Genomic DNA, 23259 nt, shown 5'->3' with positions numbered 1-23259 from the left:
GGCTACCTTTTAGGCGCGACATGACCGAGGCGCAGTGGGAGGCGCTTGCGCTCGATGCCTTGGCCGAGTTGGGCTGGGAGCCCGTATCCGGATCGTCGATCGCGCCGGGGACCGGGGAGCGTGAGTCGTGGGCGGAACTGCTCCTGCCCAGCCGGCTGCGTGACGCCGTCGCCCGGCTCAACCCGCAGCTTCCGCCCGCCCAGGTCGACGAGGCGGTCGCCCAGGTGCTCAGCGCCCGGTCGCGGGACGCCGTCGCCGAGAACCGGCGGCTGCACGAGCTGATGGTCAAGGGCATCCGGTCAATCGTCTACACCGACCAGCACGGGGCTGAGCACAACCCGACCATCCGACTGGTCGACTTCCGGGATGAGGCGGCCAACGACTACCTGGTTGCCAACCAGGTGACCGTCACCGAGGGCGACCACAAGCGTCGGTTCGACGTCGTCTGCTACCTCAACGGCCTGCCGGTCGGGCTGATCGAGCTGAAGAAGGCCGGCGACGCGTACGCCGATCTGCGGGGTGCCCATCGGCAGGTCGGCACCTACGTCGAGGAACTGCCGCTGGCGTTTCGGGCCAACGTCGTCTGTGTGGTGTCTGACGGGATCACCGCTCGCTACGGCACGGCCTTCACGCCGTTGGAGCACTACGCGCCGTGGAATGTCGACGACAGTGGCGAGCCGGTGCCGCAGCCGCCGAAGAGCGACGAGGATCTGGCGCTGAACCTGGCCCTCTTCGGGCTGTTCACCCCGCGCCGGTTCCTGGAGTTGCTGCACGGCTACGTCGCCTTCGCCGAGGCGCGGGGCGGGGCGATCAAACGCATCGCCAAGCCGCACCAGTATTTCGCGGTGGAGAAGGCGGTCCGCAAGACCGTCGAGGCGACCCGCAGCGACGGCAAGGCCGGAGTCGTCTGGCACACGCAGGGTTCCGGCAAGTCGATGGAGATGGAGTTCTACGCCCACCAGATCGCCACCCATCCCAGTATGGGTAATCCGACGATCGTGGTCATCACCGACCGCACCGATCTGGACGAGCAGCTCCTGGAGGCGTTCGCCGCGAGCGAGCTGCTGCCGGAGCGGCCGGTGCAGGCGGTCACCCGGGAAAGCCTGCGCAACGAGCTGACCAACCGGCGCACCGGCGGCATCGTCTTCACGACGTTGCAGAAGTTCGGGCGTACCCGGGACGAGCGGGACGCGGGCCGCAAGCATCCGCTGCTGTCGGACCGGCGCAACATCATCGTGATCGTCGACGAGGCGCACCGCAGTCACTACGACAGCCTCGACGGCTACGCCCGGCACCTGCGCGACGCCCTGCCGCACGCGACGCTGATCGCCTTCACCGGCACGCCGATCTCCGAGGCGGATCGTGACACCCGGGCCGTGTTCGGCGACTACATCGACATCTACGACCTGACCCGGGCCGTCGATGACGGTGCGACGGTCCGCGTCTACCACGAGAGCCGGCTCATCCCGGTTGACCTGCCGGCCGACATCGACCCGGAAACGATCGACGAGCGGGCCGACACGCTGACCGCCGGGCTGGACGACGCCGAGAAGGCCCGCATCCAGCGCACGGTCGCGGTGATGAACGCGATCTACGGCGCCCCCGACCGGGTGGAGGCCCTGGCCGCCGACCTGGTCGAGCACTGGCAGGCGCGATCCGAGCAGATGCGCAAGTACATTGGCGGGCCGGGCAAGGCCATGATCGTGTGCGCGACCCGGGACATCTGCGCGAGGCTCTACGACGAGATGATCGCGCGGCTGCCCGAGGGCTGGCACTCCGACGCCGACGACCTCGGCAAGATCAAGGTCGTTTACACCGGCGGCCCAGGCGACGAGCCGCACATCCGCAAGCACGTGCGGCGGCCCTCCCAGACCAAGGTCATCCGCAACCGGGCGAAGAACCCCGATGACGAGCTGGAACTCATCATCGTCCAGTCCATGCTGCTCACCGGGTTCGACTCCCCGCCGCTGCACACGCTCTACCTCGACAAGCCGATGCGCGGCGCGGCGCTGATGCAGGCGCTCGCCCGCGTCAACCGCACCTTCCGCGGCAAGCAGGACGGCCTGCTGGTCGGCTATGCCCCGATCACGCAGAGCCTGCACGAGGCGCTCGCCGAATACACCAAGAGCGACCAGGACACCAAGCCGGTCGGTCGGGACACCGGCGAGGCGGTCGCCAGCGTCCGGGACCTGCACGACGTCCTCTGCGGGACGATCCTGGCCGGGTACGACTGGCGCGGCGTGCTGAACTCCGGCGCCAAAAACGCCTTCACCAACGCCGTCCTCGGCACCATCGACCACCTGCGCGACCCGAGCCTGCCGGAGAATCAGCCCGAGCCGGGCGAGCCGACCCTCGCCGAACGCTTCCGGCAGGCCGCCGCCAAGCTCGACCGGCTCTACGCGCTCTGCGCCAGCAGCGGCGACATCAATGACCTCCGCGACGACATCGCCTTCTTCCAGGCCGTACGCGTCTGGATGGCCAAGTACGACGTGGAGGACCGCCGGTCCCGGGGGATGCCCATTCCCGCCGAGGTGGCGCTCTACCTGCGGGAACTCACGGCCGGTGTCATTGAGGCCGGTGGAGTCACCGACATCTACGCCGCCGCCGGCATCGACCGGCCCGATCTGTCCCACCTGGACGAGGCATACCTGGAGAAGTTGCGGGCCTCCAAGACGCCGAACCTGGCCATCGAGGCGCTGCGGCGGGCCATCGAGCAGACCATGCGGAAGGTCACCCGGCACAACATCGTGCGCCAGGAAGCCTTCTCCGCGCGCCTGGTCGAGCTGATGCGCCGCTACACCAACCAGAACCTGACGTCCGCCGAGATCATCGCCGAGCTGGTCGCCATGGCGAAGGAGGTGAGCGCGGAAGCCAACCGCGGGCAGCAGTTCAGCCCCGCGCTCACCGACGACGAACTGGCCTTCTACGACGCGGTCGCGGACAACGAGTCGGCCGTGGCCGAGATGGGGGAGGGGCAGCTCGCCGGCATCGCCCGCGACCTGGTGGCGTCCGTCCGCCGGTCCATCACCGTCGACTGGACCTCCCGCGAAGACGTACGCGCCAAGCTGCGCTCCACCATCAAGCGCCTGCTCGCCGTGCACGGATACCCGCCGGACGCCGCCGAGGAGGCCATCCGACGAGTGCTGCAGCAGACCGAAACCTTCGCCGAGGAGTGGTCACCCGAGGCGCTAGGCTGACCACTCTCCACCACCGTTCGAGAGGCACCCCTCATGCCCCATTGCGCATTCGATGCGTACCCACGAAAGGCGATGTCTCCGTTCCGTACTGCGTGCTGGGGTCCTCGGACGGTCACCGATGAGTAATCTGCGTGCCGTCGTCGAGCAGTGCGTGGAGCGGCAGCGGCGTTTTAGTCAGCGCGGCCAGCGGATCAACGAGCAGAACACCAAGGCCGGACTCATCGCCCCGGTCATCGGAGCACTCGGCTGGGACCTCTACGACCCCGACGAGGTGCACCACGAGTACAAGCGGAGCAAGCACGACAATCCGGTCGACTATGCCTTGCTGCTGCTGCGCACCCCACGACTGTTCATCGAGGCGAAGGCGCTCGGGGAGAATCTCGACGATCCGCGCTGGGCCAACCAGACGATCGGCTACGCGACGATGGCCGGTGTGGAGTGGGTCGCCCTCACCAATGGCGCGGAGTGGCGGGTCTACAACGCCCATGCCCCGGTGCCAATCGAGGACAAGCTCTTCCGTGCGGTCCGGTTGGAGGATGACGTTGCCTCGGCAGTGGAGCTGTTACGCCTGCTCAGCAAGGAAAACATGGGGGACAACCGGATCGAGGAGCTGTGGAAGAGCTTCTTCGTCGACCGGCAGGTCCACGCCAAACTGACGGACCTGTTCGCCGGCTCGGAGCCCGCGCCCGAGCTGGTGGACCTGCTTGGCCGCCGTATGCCGAAGCTGAGCCGCGAAGAGGTCCGCCAAAGCCTCGTGCGAGCGCGGGCCACCTTCGACTTTCCGACGTCAGTGGCTGTCTCCGCGCCGGCCCAGGGGCAGACTCCACCAGCGCAGGCGTACCAGCCTCCGACTCAGCGGGCGCCAGCCGAACCAGTCCCGCCGACGCCCGTGTATCAGTTGCCCGCGACCAGAAGCTCGACGCGAGGACCACGCGTGACTCCGGACGAACGAAGGCTGAAGCTCGTAGACCTTCTCGCAGCCGGAAGGCTGCTGCCGGGAACCACGCTCTTCGGCCGCTACCTCGGCGAGCAGTACACGGCGGAGCTGTTGGCGGACGGTCGGGTCCGATACCGGGGAGAGATCTGCAACTCACCCTCCCGGGCTGGCGAGGCGGTGAAGATCGCAGTTCATGGCCAGGACATCACCGATGCCCGCAAGGCCACCGACGGATTTGACTTCTGGCAGGCGCAGGATGCGCTGGTGGGTGACGTGGTGAAGCTCAAGGAGATCCGCCGTCGCGTCGCCTCGGGGAGGTAGCAATGCCATCAGATTGGCTTGGGCTGCCCGACATCATTGCTGTGCTCGACGACCGGCGTTCAGTCTCCGATCTACGTCGCTATTTTGTGCCTGGCGCGTTCACCGGCAGCCACTTCGAGGCGTTGGGTGCTGCCTCCAATGCCCTGCATCGGGACGTTGTGACGGCGGAGGATCTGATTGCCATCCAGTTGTTGGAGGCGCGAGCACCAACTGCGGTCGCCCTCGACCTCATCCAAGGAGACCTGGGCCAGCGGATAAGCGACGAGCTTCGCAAGATCCCACTAGCGGTGAGTCTAAGCGACGACACGGCGAGGCTCTACATCGAGGACGACGGGCCAGCAGATCGCGCGTGGCACTTGCTGACAGAGCAACGCGGGGTGAAGAAGGCGGTTGCCGGGAAGCTCCTGGCTCGCAAACGCCCAAAGCTCATCCCGGTCTACGACAACGTCGTGGCTTGCGCGCTTCGTGGCCGCCCCGGGTTCTGGCTCTGGTTGCACGAGCTGCTGCGGGCCGACGATCTTTGCTTGACGCACAGACTGCGGAACCTCCGAAATCAAGCCGATGTCCCAGCCCAGGTGTCCGACATCCGGATCTTCGACATCGTCTTCTGGATGCGGCACAGACGCAATCACCTGCGGAGACGCTGTCCCGGCCTATGACTTTGCCAGCGGGCGACGCTTGCCCAGCAAGCGTCGGGCCGACCTGACGCTGTTGAGCGTCCACCCTGAGTCGCGGGAGCGCGCCCTCGGCAACCGAGAGCGCGCTCCCGCGAGGGGCGCAGGGGTCGGGCTTTCAGCGCTTGGTTTCCTCAACGAAGACTGCCCAGGCAGCAGGGGAGAAGGTGAGGGCAGGCCCGGACAGATCCTTCGAGTCGCGGACGGCGACGATGTCAGGGACGTTGGTGGCGACCTCGACGCAGTCGCCGCCGTTGTCGCCGCTGCGGGTGCTCTTGCGCCAGACGGCGCCGGTCAGGTCAGTCATGTCGCATCTCCCCGATGAGCCGCTTGATCATGTCTCTCGATTCTGCCTCGCCGAGGGCGAGCGCATCCAGGCCCGTCCAGACGCGGTCGTAGGCGGCCATCTCGTCGGGCTTGTCGAGGTAGAGCGCTCCTGTCAGGGACTCGCTATAGACGACTGATGGTTCTGGGGCGGCGCGACCACCCTTGGTCGGTGGGAAGTCGAGGATGACGAAGGACCCGGCTACCGCGCCGGGCTGAGGACCCGCCGCCAGTGGCAGCACCCTGACTGACACGTTTGGAAGGCCCGAGAGCTTGATGAGCTGGTCGAGTTGGAGGCTCATCACCTCGGGACCGCCGAGAACCCGTCGGAGCACCGCCTCCGACAGCACGGCATCAAGTCGGGGGGCCGCCGGTAGCCGTCGGACGAGAAGTGCCTGTCGCTGAAGCCGAACCTGCACCGCCCGTTCGCGCTCCTCGTCGCTCAACCGCCCGCCAAGACGGTAGAGGGCGTGGGCGTACTCCTTGGTCTGAAGGATTCCGGGGATCAGCGACTCGTCGTACCGGCGGAGGTGGGCGGCGGCGGATTCCAGGCCGACGTACAGCTCGAACCAGCTCGGGACCGCATCGCCGTACGCGTGCCACCAGCCCTTGGACTTCGTCTCCGTGGCGAGCCCGCGCATCGCCTCGGTCATCTCGGCGGACACCCCGTACAGCTCGCACATCGCCTTGACGTCGAGGACCCGGACCGGGCCCATGCCACATTCGATCCGCCAGATCTTCTGCCGGCTGTATTCGAGGGCCTCGGCGGCGGCGTCGAGGGTCACTCCCGCCTCGGTGCGGTACTGGCGTAGCAGCCGGCCGAGTTGCCGGCGCGGCACGGTCGATCCGACATCCTCGGTCACCCGGACACTCCCTGGTTCCGTCGCGCAACACTGCGTCACCTGGTCATGTAACAGCTATCGGTAGCAGCAAAGAAAGTCAATACCTCTGGGAAGAATTCTGGTGTGGAACGTTGCTTCGGCGCTGCGCGCCGTCACAGGATGACCACAGGCTCTGGCGTCGTACCGCTGATCGAAGTTGCGGCGGCAGGGCGGGGTGGCCCGTGCGTGCGGGGAGGGCGGACGGGCCGCCCCTTCCAGTCCACGAGGGAGAGGCAGGCGGCAGATGAGCGTCCGCAACCAGCGACCGGGAGCGACCTACCGCTCCTCGGCGTACACCAGTCTGCTGCCGTGGCAGGTGCGCGAGCGCCGCTTCAGGTCGGTCGGGCTCGGACGCCGCGGCTTGGAACCGGCCGACGTCTACGACTTCCTCGACCGCGTCGCCGGCGACATGGCCGCCGTCTACGCCGCCCTGGCCGCCAGTCGCCGGGAGACCGCCGTCATCAAGGACGCGCTGCGCCGCTGGCAGTCCGAGCAGGCCCGCGCCCGCGCCGACCGGGGAAACCAGGCATGACCCAGCGGTACGTCGTCCACCTGCCCGTCGCCGCCGCCGACCTTCCCGCCGCGCAGCGACTGGCCCGGGTGATCAGCCGTTGGCTGCTGGTGCTGCCGCAGACCGACCCGGGGGAGATTACCGTGTCGGAAGAGGACAACCAGCACGTACGTCACCGGGTCTTCTGCGACCTGCGGATGCCCGGTGGTCGGCGCTGCCTGCTCCGCGCCGACCACGACGGCCCCTGCTCCCGCCGCCTGCCCCGGTGACGGCGGACGAGCACGCCCGCCGTAACAGCGACGCGGTCTTGCGCATTCGTTGTGCTTCACTGGCACTCGTCTCTACGCTGCCAGCCCTGCGTGGACTCGAAGCCTGGAGGGTGACGCGATGTCGCTGACCGACGGCATTGGTGCTGACATACAGGCGATGACGGCCGGCGTGGACCGGACGCAGCAGGAGGCCGGCGCTGTCGACCATGCGGTTGAGCAGATCATCGCTCGGGCGGTGGCCTCCGGCTTTGCCGGCATCGCTGCGGGGTTGGCTCCCGCCCGCCAAGTGCTCCAGCAGGCTCGGTCTCGGCTGGCTCAGGCCGGCGGGGTCCTGGGTGAGGCGTCGCGGTCGCTGAGCGCTGTGCCGCAGCAGCCGTCGCCGCAGGCCACGATCGCCGCGCTCGCGCCGGTCGTGGCCGCGCTGACCGCCGTCGAGAGCCATGTCGCTGCGGCCGGATCCGCGGTCGACGACACGCGACGGCTGATCACGGCGGCGTTGCAGGGAGGACAGCCTGGTCCCACGCTGTCGCGGTTGCATCAGGTCCTGCAGGTCCTGGCGACCGTCCGGACCCGCGGGATCGAAGCCCGACAGCACATCGACACGGCGCTGGCCCAGGCTCGGCAGGTCGGTGAGCTGGGAAATTGACCATGGGCGGTGGCAGCGACACCAGCCGACCGCCCGTCACGCACGACACCTCTGCGAGTGCGACGGAAGCGACTGCACCACCTGAGCCGCTGCCCGATTGGGTGGCCGATGCGGCTCGGAACCTGCCTCGACGGGAAGCGAAAGACCCCACCTCCGGTGTGGCGTTGATTGGTGGCGAGCGGATACCGATTAGGTCTGGCCGCGACCCGGCCGCCGCCGATGATCTCAAGCCGGCCTACAAGCTCATCGCCACCACGACCGACCATCTGGAGGCCAAGCTTGCCGCCCGGATGCGCCGCGACCACATCAACCAGGCGGCCGTGGTGACGAACAATCCCCCCTGCGACTACACCCCCTACGGCTGCGAGAAGATCCTCTCCCGGCTGCTGCCAGCCGGCGCGCAGCTGGCCGTCTACGTACGCGACGATGACGGTCGGATACGCCACTGGCGTACCTACACCGGAAACGGAAAGGCGATCGCATGAAGGTGACCTGGACCTACGACCGAGGCGACCAGCGCGACAACCACGAGGTCGAACTGACCGACCCCGACGCCCTGGAGGCACTGCTTCGCGAAATCCAGCAGGCCGGCGAGCCCGTCGTGCTGACCATCTTCAGCGACACCAGCGACCCGGACGACCTGCCACCCGGCATTCAGATCGGCCTCGGTCACCCCACCCATGCCTTCGCGGTGCACATCGCCGACGACGGTGGCTACCTCAACGATCCCACAGTGGAAACGCCGACCGAGGGAGTCAGGTTCGATTTCGGCGGTGTGCCTACCGACTACCCGGCGGAGCACGTACAACTTCGGCCCGAAACGGCCATACAGCTCGCTGTCACCTATCTCAGAACCGGCGGCGAGCCGCCGCGCCTCGCAACTATCGCCAAGTGACCTTTGCAGGAACGGGCCTAGTGGTATCCGAGGATGCGCATCGCCTCTTTGCTGGCGGCGCGCAGCTCCTCGATCTGAAGGGTGGGGACTCGATAGTTGTTGGCCCGCACGGAGGCTAGGAAATCCTCGGGAAGCCCCACATGGTAAGTGGCCACGTAGAACCGCAGGTCCTCGCGCCAGAGCCAGGTCCCGTCGGTCATCACCGACGCCCCGCCGATGATGAGCTTCTCACCGCCCAGAACGTCCGACTCGGCCCCCATCACGTCGATCAGGTCGTGGCCGTCGCGTAGGTACTGAATCACCAGAGCGGCGTCCGGCAGTGGAACATGGCCCAGATGATCTCGAATGCTCACCGCGTAGACCTCAACCGGGTTCGGTCCGAGTTCGCGGAAGAAGCCGACAGTCTTCATCAGTACTCCTTCGGTTCGAAGGTCACCCAGGCGCCCCCGTCGGCCACGGTGGGGCGCTCCGGCTCCGCAGCCCACCGGTTCGTTCCCACCCTTTCCGTCGGGGCTACGACGCGGACGCCGAGTTCGTCGGCGACCTGTTGGGCGAGCGGCACTGAATCGAGCGCCTTCGGGTCGATCACCCCGGAGTAGCAGGAAACGAGCCTGACTGGCCCTCCGCTGTAGGCAGGGTTCTCCTTGAGCGCTGCGACGATCTGTGCCGCACTGGTCGGGACCCCGTTCATGTCGGCCCCCTCGGCGGAGACCTTACCGGGGACGAAGAACCCCTTGTCGGTGCCGTGCACGACGACATCATGGTGGCCTTCAAGGGGGAGGACCTTCTCCATGTTGCGCATCGTTCTCGCGTCGTACCCGATCACCGTGGAATGGTTCGTGTGGTACACCGGATCGCCTGCGGGCAGGAGCGAGTCTGGTGGTCGCTGCGGTGCGACCGGTCGGTCCTCCGGGTTCGCCCAGTCCCGGCGTCTTCCCATACGGTCGGAGGGACCGATTCCTGCGATCCGATTGAGCGCCTGCTTCAGCCTCTCGATCAGGTCGCCGAGCCGCCGGATCTCCGGCATCAGCCGCCGCAGGCTCGCCAGCAGCCCTCGCAGCAGCCGCGCGATCCGCCCCGCCCACGACGCCACCAGCGTCGTCGCCTGCTCCACCACCAGCGGCGCGGCGAACCCGCCGGTGACGACCAGTTCGCCCGCGTACACGATGAGGCGGGAGACGCAGGTGGCGATGGCGTCGCGGACCAGCAGCCGAACGGCGGCGACCAGGCCGGCGGCTCCCTCGGTGACGGCGGCGAGGGTGTCGGCGCCCTGGGCCAGCCCGCCGATGGCCTGCTGCTGCTCGGCGGCCCAGGCCCGGTAGGCGGGGCCGGCACCGCCGCCCCAGCTTGCGACGTCGGTGCGGACGGCGGCGGCCAGTTCGGCGGCTTCCTTGCGCAGCGACGCGGCGACGTTGCGCCAGGTCTGGGCGTGGGCGGTGATCTGCGCCGGGTCGCCGGCGAGCCAGTCCAGTGCCTCGCTGAGCGGCTTGACGTGCTCGATCAGCCAGGCGATGCCGTATTGGAGCAGCGCGCCGACCGGGTCGGAGACGAAGGCGAGGGCGTCCAGGCCGGCGCTGACCACGCCGAGGGTGCCGTCGATCCAGCTGCCGTTGCGGACGCCCTGGGCGATGAGTTCGATGTCCTCGCAGATCCAGATGCCGGCCCAGGCGCTGGGCGGGGTGTCGGCGGCGGTGGCGACGAGCGGGTTGGAGGTCACCGGTTGTGCCGTATCCGCTGCAGCGACTGCTCGGCCCGGGTGTCGGCGGCCCGGTAGCGGTCGGCGCCGGTCCGCAGCCTGTCGGCCGTGTCGCGCACCGAGCCGGCTGCGGTGTCGATGCCCTGGACCAGGGTCTGCGCGACGCCGTCGAGCAGCACCGGCACGATCGCGCAGAGCTGCCCGTACGCCTCGGCGCCCAACCGGACGTGCTGGCCGGCCTGGCGGGCGGTGTCGAGACTGTCGGCGCGGCGGTCGAGGCGTGCGGCGTGGCGGGTCAGGCCGTCGGTGTCGACCCGGATGCCGTCATCGCCGGGCATCCGGTGCGCCCCGGTCGGGGTCCAGCCGGCGGCGGTACGACTCGACAAGCGCCGCCGCTGTCGGGTCCTCGGCGCCGAGGACGTCTGTGGTCGCTTCGGTGATCCTGCTCAGAAGATCGGTGTGCGCGGCCCGGGTGGTCTCCAGGATCTGCCGGGCGGTGTGTGCCGCGGAGTGCTGCCGGGTGCGTTCGTCCAGCCGCAGGTCGACCAGCAGGCCCGACGAGTCGACGGTGACCTGGATCGTTCGATCGGGGCTGGCCGCCGTGCCCCTCATCGCCTGCACCTGGGAAGCCAGCTCCCTCGCCCGGACCGCCCGGTCCGCGATGGACGCTTCCCAGCCGTCGAGCCGGCGCGCTGCCTCGTCCAGCGCGGCTTCGTCCGCCCACATGCCTGACCCTCCCCAGGGCATCGACGCCGACCGGTCGGCGGCGCCGTCACGTTATCAACCGGTGGCGCTGCGTGGTGTGCCGATGGGTGTTGCGCAACCACCACCCGCCTCGGGGCGACCAGAAGAAGATGGAGTGTCACCTCAGCTCGTGGGCCGAGAGCCGAGCAGGACGGCAGGGGAGAGCGCAGCGCGGCTTCACTGTCGGTGAGTGTCGGTTCCGGCACGAACCGCCCGATGGCCGCGTCCGGTCGTGTCATACCCCATGGCGACCGGCAGCACCAGCAGCGGTCGGTCGAGTTGATCGGCCACCGAGGAGAACAGGTTGATCGTGATCAGCCAGCTGCCGTCGGTCGCGGCCGGCGCCGTCCGGGCGTACCAGCTGTCGACCTGCTGGATGAGGCGCCCCAGAGTGCCTTCCGTCGTGTCACCCGGCCGATACTCGCCCTTCGGATTGAAGGTCACCGGCAGGTACGGGGTGATCGTCGCGGTCGGATCGCTGCCCGTGGCGAGGGGGTACCCGAAGCGCACGCCGCAGCTGATCAATTGTCGGTACGACGCCGCTTCTTCTGTGCCGAACAGTTCGGCGAAGACGGCGCGCAGGGGGTTCTCCGTGGGCTGCTCGTGCCACTGGCCGACGGGCCATGGCGTGCGCCAGTGCAGCAGCGGGGTGCAGCACGTCGGGAACGTGGACCATTGCGTCCGGTAGATGAAGTCTTCCCGGGGCGGCGGTAGTCCGGGGAAGACGGCGTTACGGACGACCTGGACGCGCGCTGCCGCGTTCTGTCGTGCGGCGATGTGCAGCCCGGTGAACCGCATCTCGAAGCTGTCCAGGCCGAGCACCGGCGAGTCGGGTGGCATCTCGTACCGGCACTGCTGAGGCGTGCGGATCTGCTGGGTCAGAGGTGTGACCTGGCCCTCGGAGCGCACCAGGGAGACCAGCGGCCAGTCCCCGGCCGATTCTGTCCGTTCCAGGCACAGGGCGCGGTAGTGGGTCGTGTTCGTCGCCGTGTCGTACGTGGTCTCAAGGGTCTGGGTGAAGGCGTGGGTTTCGCCCGGCGGGGAGGGCGCGGGCTGCCGGTCCCAGTGTCGCGTCCAGGCTTCGGCGATCTCTGCGACGAGATTCGCGAACGTCGTCACCGCGTTCTCGACGGCTGACCATGGCCCGGGCGGGGTGGCGGTGGGCGTCGGGTAGTCGGGGAGTCGACCGAGCAGCTCCCACAGGGCCGGTGCGACGGTGTCGTACTGGGCGAGGGTGGTGAAGAGATCCTTGTCGGCGGCCGGGTCGCTCAGGGGCACCTGGGGTGGTGTCCGGTTGAACTCGATCGCCAGGTGGAGTTGGTCCACTGCGGTGCCCTGGTGCTGGTAGCGGAAGGCGTAGTCCCAGTGCATCGCCTCGCGGTAGCCGGCCGGCTGGGCCTGCGTCGGGGTGGCGGCCTGTGTTCCCAGCAGTGGTGAAGCCGGGTGACCGCGTACCGGCAGCGGGATTCGGGCCCGACCCAGATGGAGCGCGACCCCTGGCGGGGGATTGTCGGTCAACGGGTGGACGAACGTCAGCCAGCGGGACGCCTCGTAGTCGTCGATCACCCGACGGATGTCGAATTCGAGCTCGGTAACCGCGAATGACAGATCGACGTCGACTACCTGGGTGAGGCCCTCCCGGGCCACGTCGACCAGGAAGTTGAGGTCGCCCGGCTGGGTCGTTGACGTGCTGGCCAGGGATGCCTTGGCGGCGCTGACTCGGACTCCGACCGTCGGGCCCGCCGGTGGCCGCCGGGTGTCCTGGGCGCGCCCGCCGGCCGTGGCGTTCCCGGACGCCACCGCGTTGACGCCTCCGGCCGGGACGACCCCCGCTCCGTTGAGTCGCGCGACCCCGGTGGACCACGGCGAGGCCACCTCGGTGTCGTACTGCACGACTGCGTCCGTGTCGTATCCGGCGCTGAGACTGGCCAGGAGGCGCTGCCGGAGAGCCTCTCGGGCAGCGTCGCGACGTGGATCCGGATCGGTCTCGCGGCCGGAGCTGGGCGGTGGGGACGTGACCACGCGTTCCAACCCTTGGGAGATGCCGTCGGCCAGCTTCCGCTTTGCCGCCAGCAGCGTCTCGAGCGCTGGCCGGACCGGCGTGCGGTAGGCGGCCGAGGCGTACGGTGCCGAGGCGAACAACTCCACGTCGGCGAGTACCCGCCGGGCCCACACCTCAAGGTCACGGCCCACGAAGTCGCGCGATGCCGGTGCTCCCAGGCTGCCGTCTGCTCCGAGCGGCCGGATGGGTACCCTGGTACGGCTGACCAGGGAGTTCATCAGCGGCCGAAGCGCATAGCAGTCGGGGGCCGGCGACGTCACCTCGACCCGCGCCAGGTGACCCGGGCCGAAGGCCACCGCCCAGACCTCGGCGTTCTCGGTGTCGCCCGCGGTCGCCCCGTCCGCGCCGTGCGCCTGGTCGCCGCGATCCGGGGCGGCTGCGGCCGTCGCCAGCCGCAGCACCGGCACGGCCGCTTCCAGCCCGGCGGTGAACTCCTGCAGGGCCAGGTACCGGTCGGCGGGGCCGGTGCCGTACGCCACCCGCAGTGGTGGAATCTCGGTTCGTCCACGGACCACCTCACCGTCGGCCGAAGCGCCGAACGACTCGTCGACCAGTTCGGGCGGGCGGTTCACATCCAGCCAGGTGCGGACGCCGAAGATGGTGTCCGGGAAGCTCCAGATGCCCTGGCCGCCGAAGTCGGCAGTGAGCACGGCCGGTGGCGGCGGCAGGAGCATCGGCACGCCGCCGCTGAGGAACGCGACGTCACGGTTGGCCGTGACCGCGTCCTCCACCGTCGTCTCCACTCCCAGCTCCGCGAAGCAGTGGACGAGGCTGTTCAGGGTGTACGCGGCACCGGTGACGGCCGTGCGCGTGCTCGTGTCGCCGCGCCCGGTGTCCGCCTGTGCGACGGCGCGGCCGTCGGTCGACGGGATTGTCAGCGGCACGCCGGGCACCACGAGCCCGGGCAGCGCGCGGTTCGCGCGGGCCAGGTCGGCGACGTCGATGCCGTAGCGGCGTGCCACGTAGGCGGGGGTGTACCGGCCGGCCGGCAGCACCGCCGGTGGGGTGAGCAGCAGCCCTTCCGGGTCGAGGAATCCGGGGCTCGACCCGATCTCCCGGACCAGGTCGGCGAGGGTGACCGGCGGGTCGAAGCGGGCCAGCAGGGTGGTGAAGGAGTCACCGGCGACGGTATGTGCCTGCTGACCGGCGACGCTGACCAGCTTCCCGCCGGCGAGCACCCCGGGGAGCGTCGCGTTGGATTCGGCGAGGGCGACGGCCGCTGAGGGTCGTGTCGGGTCGGCGTGCTCGACCAGATCGGCGATGCCGGTCAGGGTGGCGTCCGGACCGATCCGGTACGGGATCCGCGTCGCCAGCGACCCGGGTAGCGCGGCGCGCCCGGGTACGGCGAACCGTTCGACGCCGGCCGTCGCGCCGTGCCCGGCCGGGTGCTCGACCAGCCGGACCGTCCGGTTCTGTACGAGCAGGCGTTCCGGTGTCGTCCCGTACAGGGCTGCCGCGTCGGCGAGGGTGTGGGTGAACGCCTCGGCACCCGGTCGGCAGCCGAGCCGCAGAGGCGTCCCGGTCGGGAAGAGGCCGGGTGTGTTGGTGTTGTGCGGCGCGAGGCGCGCCGGGTCGCTGCCGGAGCGGTTACTGGCCAGGGTTTCGTCGGCGGCGACGAGGTAGCGGTCGATCACGAGGGGGGCGTTCGGGCGGAACATGCCGGGCCGGTCGGCGTTCGCGACCGCCGCCATGACGGGGTCGTACTGCACGCCGTGTTGACGGAACGTATCGGCGACGTCGCGGATGGACACGTCCGGGTGTTCGGGGGTGACCACGATGTCGATGTCGTCGCAGGTGAAGGTGAATCCGACCCTGAGCAGGCCGGTTTCTTCGGCGTTGCGGCGCACCAGGCTGGGCACGCTGACCCGCTGCTGCGCCGCCAGTTCGGTCAGGGTCGGCGGGCCCTCTGTCGGGTCGGGCGGGATGGGCCAGGTCCGTTCGGGCAGGCCGAGCTCCACGCCGGTGCGCAGGGGCAGGCCGATGTTGTGTTCGTCGGTCAGCACCTGCTCTGGGGACCAGCCCGGTCTGCAGAGACCGGTCACGGTGTCGCCGTCGCGGAACACGGCGGAGACTTCGACGGTGAAGTCGACACCCTCCACGGGGGACGGCGGTGGCGGCGGAAAGATGTCGGCGATCGGGATTCGCTCGTTGGCCGCGGCGAGACCGGCGTAGCTGACACCGTAGGCCGAGCAGACTCCGGCGAGATCGGTGGCGACGGCGGCGTCCACACCAACCGTGCCGAGCTGGGCGGTGGTGCCGAGCCAGGCGTGCGTACCGGCGACGAAGGTGGCGAGGCGGCCGCCGGCTGGCAGCGGGATCGGCTGCCCGTCGCGGGTGTGCAGGGTGGTGGCGAGGGTCGTCGTCACGTGCGGCTGCATCAGCTGGTACCAGACCTGCTGGTAACGGCCGCGGTGGTCGGCGGCGATCTGCGCGGCCCGGTCGGCCCGCTGCTGTCCGTCTGGCAGGTGCGTCGAGGTCTGGACCGCCACCGTCACCACCAACCGCGCGGCTCCGGGGCCGCCGGCCCTCGGACCGTCGGCCGGCGGGCCGCCGGTCCGGTCGGCGCTCGCCGCCGACCCGTCGGGCGCAGCCCCGCTTGCTGGCCGGGTCACCTGGAACGAACTGGTGGTCGCCGGCCAGGCGCCGACGCCGATGACCGCATCGGTGTACCCGACCGGGACGGACACCGGCAGCGGACCCCCGCCCGCTGGTGGTTCACCCGCCGTCGACGCGTTACCCAGGACGTCCTGGAACCAGAGGCGGACCTCGGCGGTGGCGCGAACCGGTGGTCCGTCTTCGCCGGCCAGGCTGATTCCGGCGTACGGATCAGCCAGCGGGTCGGGCAGGCCGCACCCGGCCGGCAGCGGGTGCGCACGGGCATACCGGGCGACCGGCAGCACCGCGAACAGGTCCCAGCCCGGCGGGTCGTCGGACCCGTCGGGGACACCAAGGGTTTGCGGGCCGACCGGTAGCGCTGGACCGCCGGCCTGGAAGGCTGCCGACGCCGCCAGGTCGTAGCCGATCAGGCTGTAGAGCTGGCGGGCCGTGACCTGCCGGTCCACCGTCGGTGCGGTGACGGCCGGGGCCTGGTCCAGGCTGACCGCCACTGCCACCCGGCCCGGTTCGACGGTCGCTGACCGGCGTACCTCGCTGCCATCGGTGACCTGCGCGAAGAGGTCGACCGTGGTGGCGTCCACCGGGTCAGCGACCACGGCGACGTTGCTGAAGGACCGGAGCCGCCGGTCCGGGCCCGGCTGACCGGCCAGGTCGACGAGCAGGCTGAGCGAGGCGATACCGTCCGCGCCGAAGATCGCACCGGGCAACGGCGTGCCGTCCGCCGCCGCGTACCGCAGCCAGTAGCCGCCGCCACCGACCACGCTGCACTCCCAGACGAGCCGGAGGAAGTCGGCCGGGTCGGTCCGGCGGGCGTAGTGGTCGCCGTGCGTCGGCGGCTCCTGGCCTCCGCTTACGCGCACCTCGGTGGGGCTGCGGGTCTCGGTGCTCAGGTTCGTGCGCACCAGGTACGTCTGCTCGTCGTCGAGCATCGTGGAGATCAGCCCGGTCGGCGCGCCGCCGGAGGCCGTCGACCGGTAGAGCAGGCGGACCGTGGCAGCTTTGGTGGTTGCCGGGTCGGCCAAGTGCCGCCACAGGTCGAGCAACGCCTGCCGGTCGGCTGGCCCGGCCCCGAGCAGCTCGACGAGGTACGGCATCCCGGGGACGGTCCGGATCCGGACGTCCACCAGAGTGGCCCAGGTGTAGTGGGTCAGCTCGACGGCCGCCCGGTCGGGACGCGCGTCGGCGGCGTACAGGGTGAACGGCTGGTCGGTGCGGGCCCGGACGGCGGCCCGCAGGTCGGCGGAGAACCGCCACAGAGTGGGTACCCCGTCCGCCGGTGCCGGCCCGTCCCCGATGGCCGGGTAGGTGACCGGGTCGGTGGTCTGCCACAAGGTCCGCTGCGCCAGCGGGTGCCGGACGGGCGCGTCGAGGTAGTTGGTCCGGGCGGCCGGTGGGGTGCGGAACGTCTGCCGCAGCACCGGTTCGGGCAGCCGCGCGCACAGATCCTCGTCGGTGATCCGGAACTCGATCCGGTCGACCTCGCCGGTCAGCGCGACCAGGCCGTCGAGCTGCTCACGCCCGGCCAGCCCGGGGTTGAGCCGGTGCGTCTCCCCGGTCGGACTCGTCTGCCCGGTCAGCGTCGTCGAGTCGTAGAGTTTCAGCCAGGTGGCGGTCGGCTCGTAGTTGGCGACGGTGACCACCATCGGTGCTCGTACGTCGGTCGGTGGGCACGCGCTCGGCGGCGTCGGGCCGACCAGCTGCTGTCCGATGAGCTCGTAGAGGCCGGCCAGGGGAGCGTGCGGGTCGTACCCGCCGTCGGCGTCCGGGGTGGGCAGTCGCAGACCGCTGACCAGGTAGCGGGACACCTGACCGGCGATCTCGACGGCGTGTTCGGCGACGACGGTGCGGATCAGACCGGCGAGGGCGGGCGACGCGCCGACGGGGACCGCCGGTGGGTGGGGCACCGTGAACGGCACCCCCGACCGTGGGGCGAGTACGCCGGGCACGTCGGCGATCCGGCGCCCCAGTTCCTCGGTGGGCAGGCCGTAGCGGGCGGCGATGCCGCCGAGGGTGTCCCCGGACCCGACCGGTACGACACAGCCGGGTACGGTCACCACCGCCAGCGGGGTGAGCACCGGTTGACCGGCCACGACCTGGCGCACCGAGGTCTCCCGATCGAGCCAGCCGGCGCCGCCGGGCAGCTCGAACGGGAGCCGGTCGACCAACGCGTCGAGGGTTTCACCCGGGTGCACGGTCGTCGCGGTCGTCGGCACCTGGATGCGGGCCAGGGGGCCGGTGCCCGGGTTGAGTGTCGCCACCGCCTGCCGCCACGTGCCGTACCCGGTGTCGATGTACGGATTCTGCCGCAGGGTGAAGGTCGCGGCCACGGTCCACAGGTCGTCGCCGCGCCGCACCGTCCAGGTCAGCGGGTTGGCCAGATCGTCGTACCCGCGCGGCACCCGCAGTACCACGCCGGGCACGACGCCGCTGCTGGCCGGCCCGGCGCCGCTGTTCAACGTGGATATGGCCTGCACGTACCAGTCGACCAGCGGGATCCCGCCGGCGGTCGACGCGGTGAACGCCTGCGGGTCGTGCAGCCGGACGTAGAGGTAGGCGGCCATCAGATCGGTGTCCGACGCCTCCGGGTTGCCGACCGAGGCGGCCGGGATGGCCAGCCGGGCCCCGGCCCGCAGCAGGTTGAGCTGTCGCCGTACGTCGTCGTTGGTGAGCCAGGTACCGACGTTCGCGCCGTACCGTCCGGCGATCGACGCGAAGCTCTCACCTACCCCGATCTGGTGTTCGAGGCGGCCCAGGGACAGCGACCGGGCCTGGCCGGGCGCCGACTCCGGGTTCAGCGGCCAGTCCGGGTTGGCGGCGGCGAGGCTCTGCGGTGTCACCCCGATCGGCACCTCGACCGGCTCGCCCGGGTCGGCGTCGCATAGCCGCCGTTCGAACTCCCGGTCCAGGGTGCGCAACTCCGAGGCGGACATGCCGTACCGGTCGGCCACCCGCTCCACCGTGTCCCATGCGTGCCGGTGGTGACGGTCGGCGAGACGGGGAAACGCGCCGGCGATTTCGGCCAGGCTCTCCCTGCCGGTGACCTGGTACGGGTAGGCGGCCACCAGGTCACCCGCAGCCCGCACCGCGGCTTTGGCGATCAGCAGGAAGTAGTCCCGGAACAGGACGCTGGCCATCGACTCCCGCTGGTCGTCGACCCTGGCCCTCTCCCGGTCCGTGTGCCGGTCGGCTGAGGATCTCGGGTCCATCGGGGAGAAGTGGTCGGCGATGTGGGCCGCGTACTCCGGTGTGATCATCCGGTAGGCGGTGAAGCGGCGGTCCTGGGCGCCGGCGGGACAGTCCCAGCCCAGGGGCGGCGGGATCGGAAGGACGGTGCCGCCGACGAGCCCGGGGGTCGTGGCACCGGACGGGACACCGCTGACACGCAGTTCGATGTTGTCCCGCAGGAAGGCGTCGAGCACTCTCTCGGTGAGAGCGGTGGCGGCCGCCGGCCGGTCGAGCCACTCGGCAAGCTCGGCGAGTTCTCCGGGAGAGACAGTGCCACCGGTCGGGTCGATACCGGCGGCGGCCAGGACCCAGCGCAGCATCGCCTCGACGAGGGTGGGAAACGACAGGGCGGCCGGATCCACCGCGGCGGCGCTGCCTTCGACGGTCAACGCGGGCCGTCGCCCCCTGGCCCGGGCCGGCGGCACCCCGTTCTCCACCATCAGCAGGAGGACCACCCTGACGGCGGAGGTCGCGGGCGGGGGCGGGTCGAACCCGGGCCAGCGTACGGCGATGCCGTCCACCGTGTAGACCGGCAGCATCCGCGCCACCACCGGGTGCGGCTTTCCGTCCGGGAACACCGGCCCGGTCGGCCAGGTGAAGTCGGTGTCGGCCCGCTCGACCCCGGCCAAGCCTGTGCGGGCCCGCCGGCTGATCAGCCGGGTCAGCTCCGTCACCTGTGCCGGTCGCCGCCGGCGGGGTACCGCCACGCTGCCGCGCAGCGGCGACGGCGAACGGTCGGTCTGGCCGGGTGCCAACGACCAGGGCATCGGGCGGTCCTCGCCGATGACGAACGAGGCGGTGAGCCGTAGCTGGAAGGTGAACGAGACGCGGACGAACAGGATCGTCAGCTCGGCCTCGACGCTCACGCCGACGTCCAGCTCGACCAGCGTGGCCCGGTAGGCGGCCAGGGTGAAGCCGACCACGGCGTGCGCCTCGACGTTGACCGCCACCTTGATCAGCGTGAGGTCGATGGAGCCGTAGAGCTTGCCGACCAGTCCCGCCGAACCCTGCACCCAGTGGTAGAGCTCTTTCGGGGCGGACGCGTCGGTGGGACGGAACCAGGCCAACACCCCTTCCACGATCGCGACGAGCTGCAGCTGGAACCCGGCTCGCAGCGGACCGTAGCTGATTTCCCGCCCCACCCCTACGGACAGCCCCACACCCAGCTCCAGTACGGGGCTGAACGTGCCGTTCGTGATGGCTGGCACCCGGCTGGAGGTGGCCCCGTCGAGCAGCCCGAAGTAGAGCCCGCCGGCACCGCTGAACGGCCCGGCCGCCAGTCCGAAGGAGTAGGAGAAGTCCCGGTCGTGGGGGAAGCCGAGGTCGACGGTGAAGTTGCCGTTGGTGAAGACCTCCACGGTGATCCGGCCGATGGACAGCGCCACGGGGCCGAGGTTGAGGTGCCGGAAGGCGTCGGGCACCTGGAGCCGGACCCGGAACACCCCGACGTCGGCGGTCACCTTCTGGTAGCGCAGCTCGAAGCTGAGACCGGCGAGCACGCCAGCGTCCGCGCCGGCCAGTGAGACGACCAGCCCGTACAGATCGGGGTCGTGCAGCACGATCCCGATCCGGGCCATGCCCAGCACCGTGCAGTCCAGCCCGAACATCCACTGGCTGGTCAGGTCGTACACGATCGCGCTGCCGTCGAACGGGTTCTGCGTCGCCGACTTCGGCGGGACCAGTTCGGCGCGCAGCTCGGCCAGCACGTCGCTGATCGAATCCGTTCGGGCCGGCGGCCGGCGCAGCCGTACGTGCTGGCCGAGGCCCAGGTAGTCCAGCCGGAGCAGGGCCGGCCCCTTGCCGGGGATCTCCGGGGGCGGATCGTTGACCGCGTCCCAGGTGAGCGCGTTGTCTCCGGTGTAGGACCGTCCGAGCAGGTCCCCCTCCACCACGAGGTTCACCCGGTCCTCGCCGGTGCTGCGTTCGTACCGGACGCCGACGCGGGTCAGCTTGCCGAAGCCGAGGTCGAGGTCGACCCGGTAGGTCAGGCTGACCACCTGGTCGGTCGGGTCGATGGACAGGGTGAACCGGGACAGGTCGACCTCGTTGAGCAAGCTCCACGGCGCGTCGAGCGTGTAGTTGCTGCCGGGGCTGGCCAGCCGGACCAGGTACGTGACGACGTCGCCGAGGGTGAGACCGGACAGGGTGACGGTGAGGACCTGGTGCCGCGCCGTGCCGCTGCCGGCCCAGTCGGTCGCGGCCCGCAGGACGATCGACCCGTAGGCCACCTCGAAGAGGTAGACGGTCTCGGCGGCGACGAAGGAGAGCCCGACGGTCACCCGGAACGAGTTGATCCGTACCGTGCCGACGGCCGACCCTTCGTAGATCATGCCGCTGTCGGTGGTGCCCGGGGCGGCCAGGGCCCGTACCTCGTCCGTGGTGGTGGTCTGCCGCTTCCGCCGGATCGACGCGGCCGCCTCGATCGACAGTGTGATCCCGTCCAGCACGGTGGGGCACCACCGCACGGTCAGCGCGCCGCGCGCCGAGTACGGGTGTTCCTCGCCGCTGGCGGTGTACTCCAACCAGAGCGCGGTGAGACTGATCTCGCTCAGCTCGCGTGGTAGGTCGACGCCGAGCAGCGCGGCGGCGAGTTCCCCGACGTTCAGGGTGCCTTCGGCGAGTCCGCCGCAGAAGTGCCAGCCGGCGTCGGGCTGGTAGTCGGCGGTCACTACAAAGACCGCCTTCGTCTCCTCGGCGGCGGCCCCGGTCCTGGTGATGATGGAGGCCAAGCCGGAGATGCTGCCGAAGATGCCATTCTGCGCCGCACCCAGCTCGGCGCTGATCCGGTCGATCGAGAAGGTCACGGCGTGGGCCTGCAGGTCGACCAGCGGCGTCGGATCGTGGTTCCGCGCCTGCCCGGCGGTCAGCCGGGGGCCGTCGAGCGTTACTGTCCAGGAGCTGCGGACGGTGATCCTCGCGCGGAACCAGCCGCTGCGCGGGGCGGCCTCGACGGAGACGTCGGAGATCGTCAGGCTGGCCGGAACGGCGTCGCTGTTCGGGGAACTGACGGGATCCAGGTAGTGCCGCAACACCGAGTCCAGCGGGACCTCGATCTCGTCCAGGGTCTCGGCGGTGAGGAAGAGGCTGGGCAGTGCGACCGTCACCTGCATGTCGACGCGGTGCGACGAGTCCTCGAAGAAGGTGAACCGTCCCCAGACGTTGCCGGTGAGGAGCGAGTCGTCGTCGTACCGGTGGTACATCCAGCTCACCCCGAGCTTGCTCAGGGTGATGAAGGCGACCGACGGGTGCCACACGTGCTTGTCGTCGAGGGATTCCAGGGCCATGCCGACGTGTCGGAGTCGAAGCGACCGACCGTCCCGCTGGAGACCGAGTTCCGCCCTGGCCACGCCGATCCCCGCCAGCAGTTCGCGGGCCAGCGGCAAGGAGACCAGGTCGAGGTCCGTCGCCGGCAGGTCGAAGAACGCCAGTACGAGGTCGAGTCCGGCCCGGACGGTCAGGGGTTTCGTGCTGCGCATCGACAGCGCCCAGATCTCGTCGCCTTGGAGCAGAGGGGCGGTGAACGTCATCTCCTGGTCGAGTTGCGGCAGGTGCACCCGGGCGCTGAGCGAGATCACGGAAACCGGGTCGCCCGGGGGGTAGGCGTCCGTTGTTTGGCTGTCCAGCGAGATGCCGACCTCCAAGGCCCGCGCTTGCGGCGCCAGCGGCAGGGACAGGCTGGTCAGGGTCGAGTACGCGCTGATTTTCGGGGGAGTCGACGTCATGTCGACCGTTCCCTCGAGCGGGAGGGTCGTCGCGCCGAAGAGGTCACGGTACGGCGCGAGTGGTCCGACGGTGAGGAGCAGCCAGCCGCGCAGCGTGCACCGGCCGGCTGGTGTCGTCGTGAGTTCCGGGCCCTCGATCGTGAGATCCACCAGTACGGAGTCCCCGAGCGGCAGCGTGCCGTTCGGCGCGGCGATCCGCGACCGGGGCAGCCCCCGAAAGGACGTGCCGATCGTCCAGGGCGCCTGTCCGGTGTCGGCCTCTCTCAGGGTCAGGGTGAAGGAGTTGTCGCTGTCGCCGTTGGGCGGTGGGGCTCCGCGCACGGTGACGGCCCAGTCGTGGTGCAGGTGCGCTGCGATGCCGGTGAGTAGGACATCGTTGGCGTTCAGGTTCAGCGTGGCCTCGCGGATCTCCAGTGATCCGGTGACACCGATCGCCACGAGCGCGGGCCCGAGCCCCGCGACCGTGCCGGAGGTCAGCGTGATGCGGCGGTCGTGCAGCGCACGGTCCAGCGCGTCGTAAATGTCCCTCGGCGTCATCC

General features: G+C 70.1%; 15 protein-coding genes. 8 read left to right on the top strand and 7 right to left on the bottom strand.

The features are described 5' to 3' along the window. Window positions 1-20 precede the first annotated feature (20 nt). From GA0070606_RS02570 to GA0070606_RS02560, 3 genes are all read left to right on the top strand, one after another. Entirely contained in the window at window positions 21-3197 is a 3177-nt protein-coding gene (locus GA0070606_RS02570) for a type I restriction endonuclease subunit R (protein WP_245724543.1), read from the top strand. Between the two features lie 118 nt (window positions 3198-3315). Continuing rightward, window positions 3316-4455: a restriction system modified-DNA reader domain-containing protein gene (locus GA0070606_RS02565; protein WP_176737206.1), complete on the top strand. Its 1140-nt coding sequence runs from the start codon at window positions 3316-3318 to the stop codon at window positions 4453-4455. A gap of 2 nt (window positions 4456-4457) precedes the next feature. After that, on the top strand, window positions 4458-5114 hold the full coding sequence (locus GA0070606_RS02560; protein ID WP_141721548.1) for a DUF6308 family protein: 657 nt from the start codon (window positions 4458-4460) through the stop codon (window positions 5112-5114). 133 nt (window positions 5115-5247) lie between these two features. Here GA0070606_RS02560 and GA0070606_RS02555 read toward each other — a convergent pair whose 3' ends face one another. Together GA0070606_RS02555 and GA0070606_RS02550 are read right to left on the bottom strand one after the other, a co-directional pair. Beyond that, window positions 5248-5436, bottom strand: coding sequence for a DUF397 domain-containing protein (locus GA0070606_RS02555; protein WP_091094874.1), 189 nt, complete (start codon window positions 5434-5436; stop codon window positions 5248-5250). Further along, on the bottom strand, window positions 5429-6316 hold the full coding sequence (locus GA0070606_RS02550; protein WP_091094873.1) for a helix-turn-helix domain-containing protein: 888 nt from the start codon (window positions 6314-6316) through the stop codon (window positions 5429-5431). The genes GA0070606_RS02555 and GA0070606_RS02550 overlap by 8 nt, the downstream gene beginning before the upstream one ends. A gap of 262 nt (window positions 6317-6578) precedes the next feature. Here GA0070606_RS02550 and GA0070606_RS02545 point away from each other — a divergent pair, with 262 nt between their 5' ends. The 5 genes from GA0070606_RS02545 to GA0070606_RS02525 all read left to right on the top strand — a co-directional run bounded on the left by GA0070606_RS02545 (window position 6579) and on the right by GA0070606_RS02525 (window position 8655). Next, window positions 6579-6866, top strand: coding sequence for a DivIVA domain-containing protein (locus GA0070606_RS02545; RefSeq protein ID WP_091094872.1), 288 nt, complete (start codon window positions 6579-6581; stop codon window positions 6864-6866). Beyond that, window positions 6863-7114, top strand: a complete 252-nt coding sequence (locus GA0070606_RS02540) for a hypothetical protein (protein WP_091094871.1) — start codon at window positions 6863-6865, stop codon at window positions 7112-7114. The genes GA0070606_RS02545 and GA0070606_RS02540 overlap by 4 nt, the downstream gene beginning before the upstream one ends. A gap of 118 nt (window positions 7115-7232) precedes the next feature. Next, window positions 7233-7760 (top strand): DUF6244 family protein, encoded by a 528-nt coding sequence (locus GA0070606_RS02535; protein WP_091094870.1) that lies wholly within the window; start codon window positions 7233-7235, stop codon window positions 7758-7760. Between the two features lie 2 nt (window positions 7761-7762). Beyond that, complete coding sequence (locus GA0070606_RS02530) at window positions 7763-8245, top strand: DddA-like double-stranded DNA deaminase toxin (protein WP_245724542.1); 483 nt, start codon at window positions 7763-7765, stop codon at window positions 8243-8245. Beyond that, window positions 8242-8655 carry an Imm1 family immunity protein gene (locus GA0070606_RS02525; protein ID WP_091094868.1) on the top strand — a complete coding sequence of 138 codons (414 nt, stop codon included), beginning with the start codon at window positions 8242-8244 and terminating at the stop codon, window positions 8653-8655. The genes GA0070606_RS02530 and GA0070606_RS02525 overlap by 4 nt, the downstream gene beginning before the upstream one ends. 17 nt (window positions 8656-8672) lie before the next feature. Here the strand turns inward: GA0070606_RS02525 and GA0070606_RS02520 are convergent, their stop codons facing one another. From GA0070606_RS02520 to GA0070606_RS02500, 5 genes are all read right to left on the bottom strand, one after another. Continuing rightward, window positions 8673-9065, bottom strand: coding sequence for a hypothetical protein (locus GA0070606_RS02520; protein ID WP_091094867.1), 393 nt, complete (start codon window positions 9063-9065; stop codon window positions 8673-8675). Beyond that, window positions 9065-10372 carry a WXG100 family type VII secretion target gene (locus GA0070606_RS33115; RefSeq protein ID WP_245724541.1) on the bottom strand — a complete coding sequence of 436 codons (1308 nt, stop codon included), beginning with the start codon at window positions 10370-10372 and terminating at the stop codon, window positions 9065-9067. Before GA0070606_RS33115 ends, GA0070606_RS02520 begins: the two co-directional genes overlap by 1 nt. Continuing rightward, window positions 10369-10689 (bottom strand): type VII secretion target, encoded by a 321-nt coding sequence (locus tag GA0070606_RS02510; RefSeq protein WP_091094866.1) that lies wholly within the window; start codon window positions 10687-10689, stop codon window positions 10369-10371. Before GA0070606_RS02510 ends, GA0070606_RS33115 begins: the two co-directional genes overlap by 4 nt. Further along, window positions 10676-11077, bottom strand: a complete 402-nt coding sequence (locus GA0070606_RS02505; protein WP_091094865.1) for a hypothetical protein — start codon at window positions 11075-11077, stop codon at window positions 10676-10678. Before GA0070606_RS02505 ends, GA0070606_RS02510 begins: the two co-directional genes overlap by 14 nt. A 195-nt stretch (window positions 11078-11272) precedes the next feature. Beyond that, entirely contained in the window at window positions 11273-23257 is an 11985-nt protein-coding gene (locus GA0070606_RS02500; RefSeq protein WP_091094864.1) for a LysM peptidoglycan-binding domain-containing protein, read from the bottom strand. Window positions 23258-23259 lie beyond the last annotated feature (2 nt).

Source organism: Micromonospora citrea, from assembly GCF_900090315.1.
Classification (GTDB): domain Bacteria; phylum Actinomycetota; class Actinomycetes; order Mycobacteriales; family Micromonosporaceae; genus Micromonospora; species Micromonospora citrea.
This window is presented reverse-complemented; position numbering and strand designations above follow the sequence as displayed.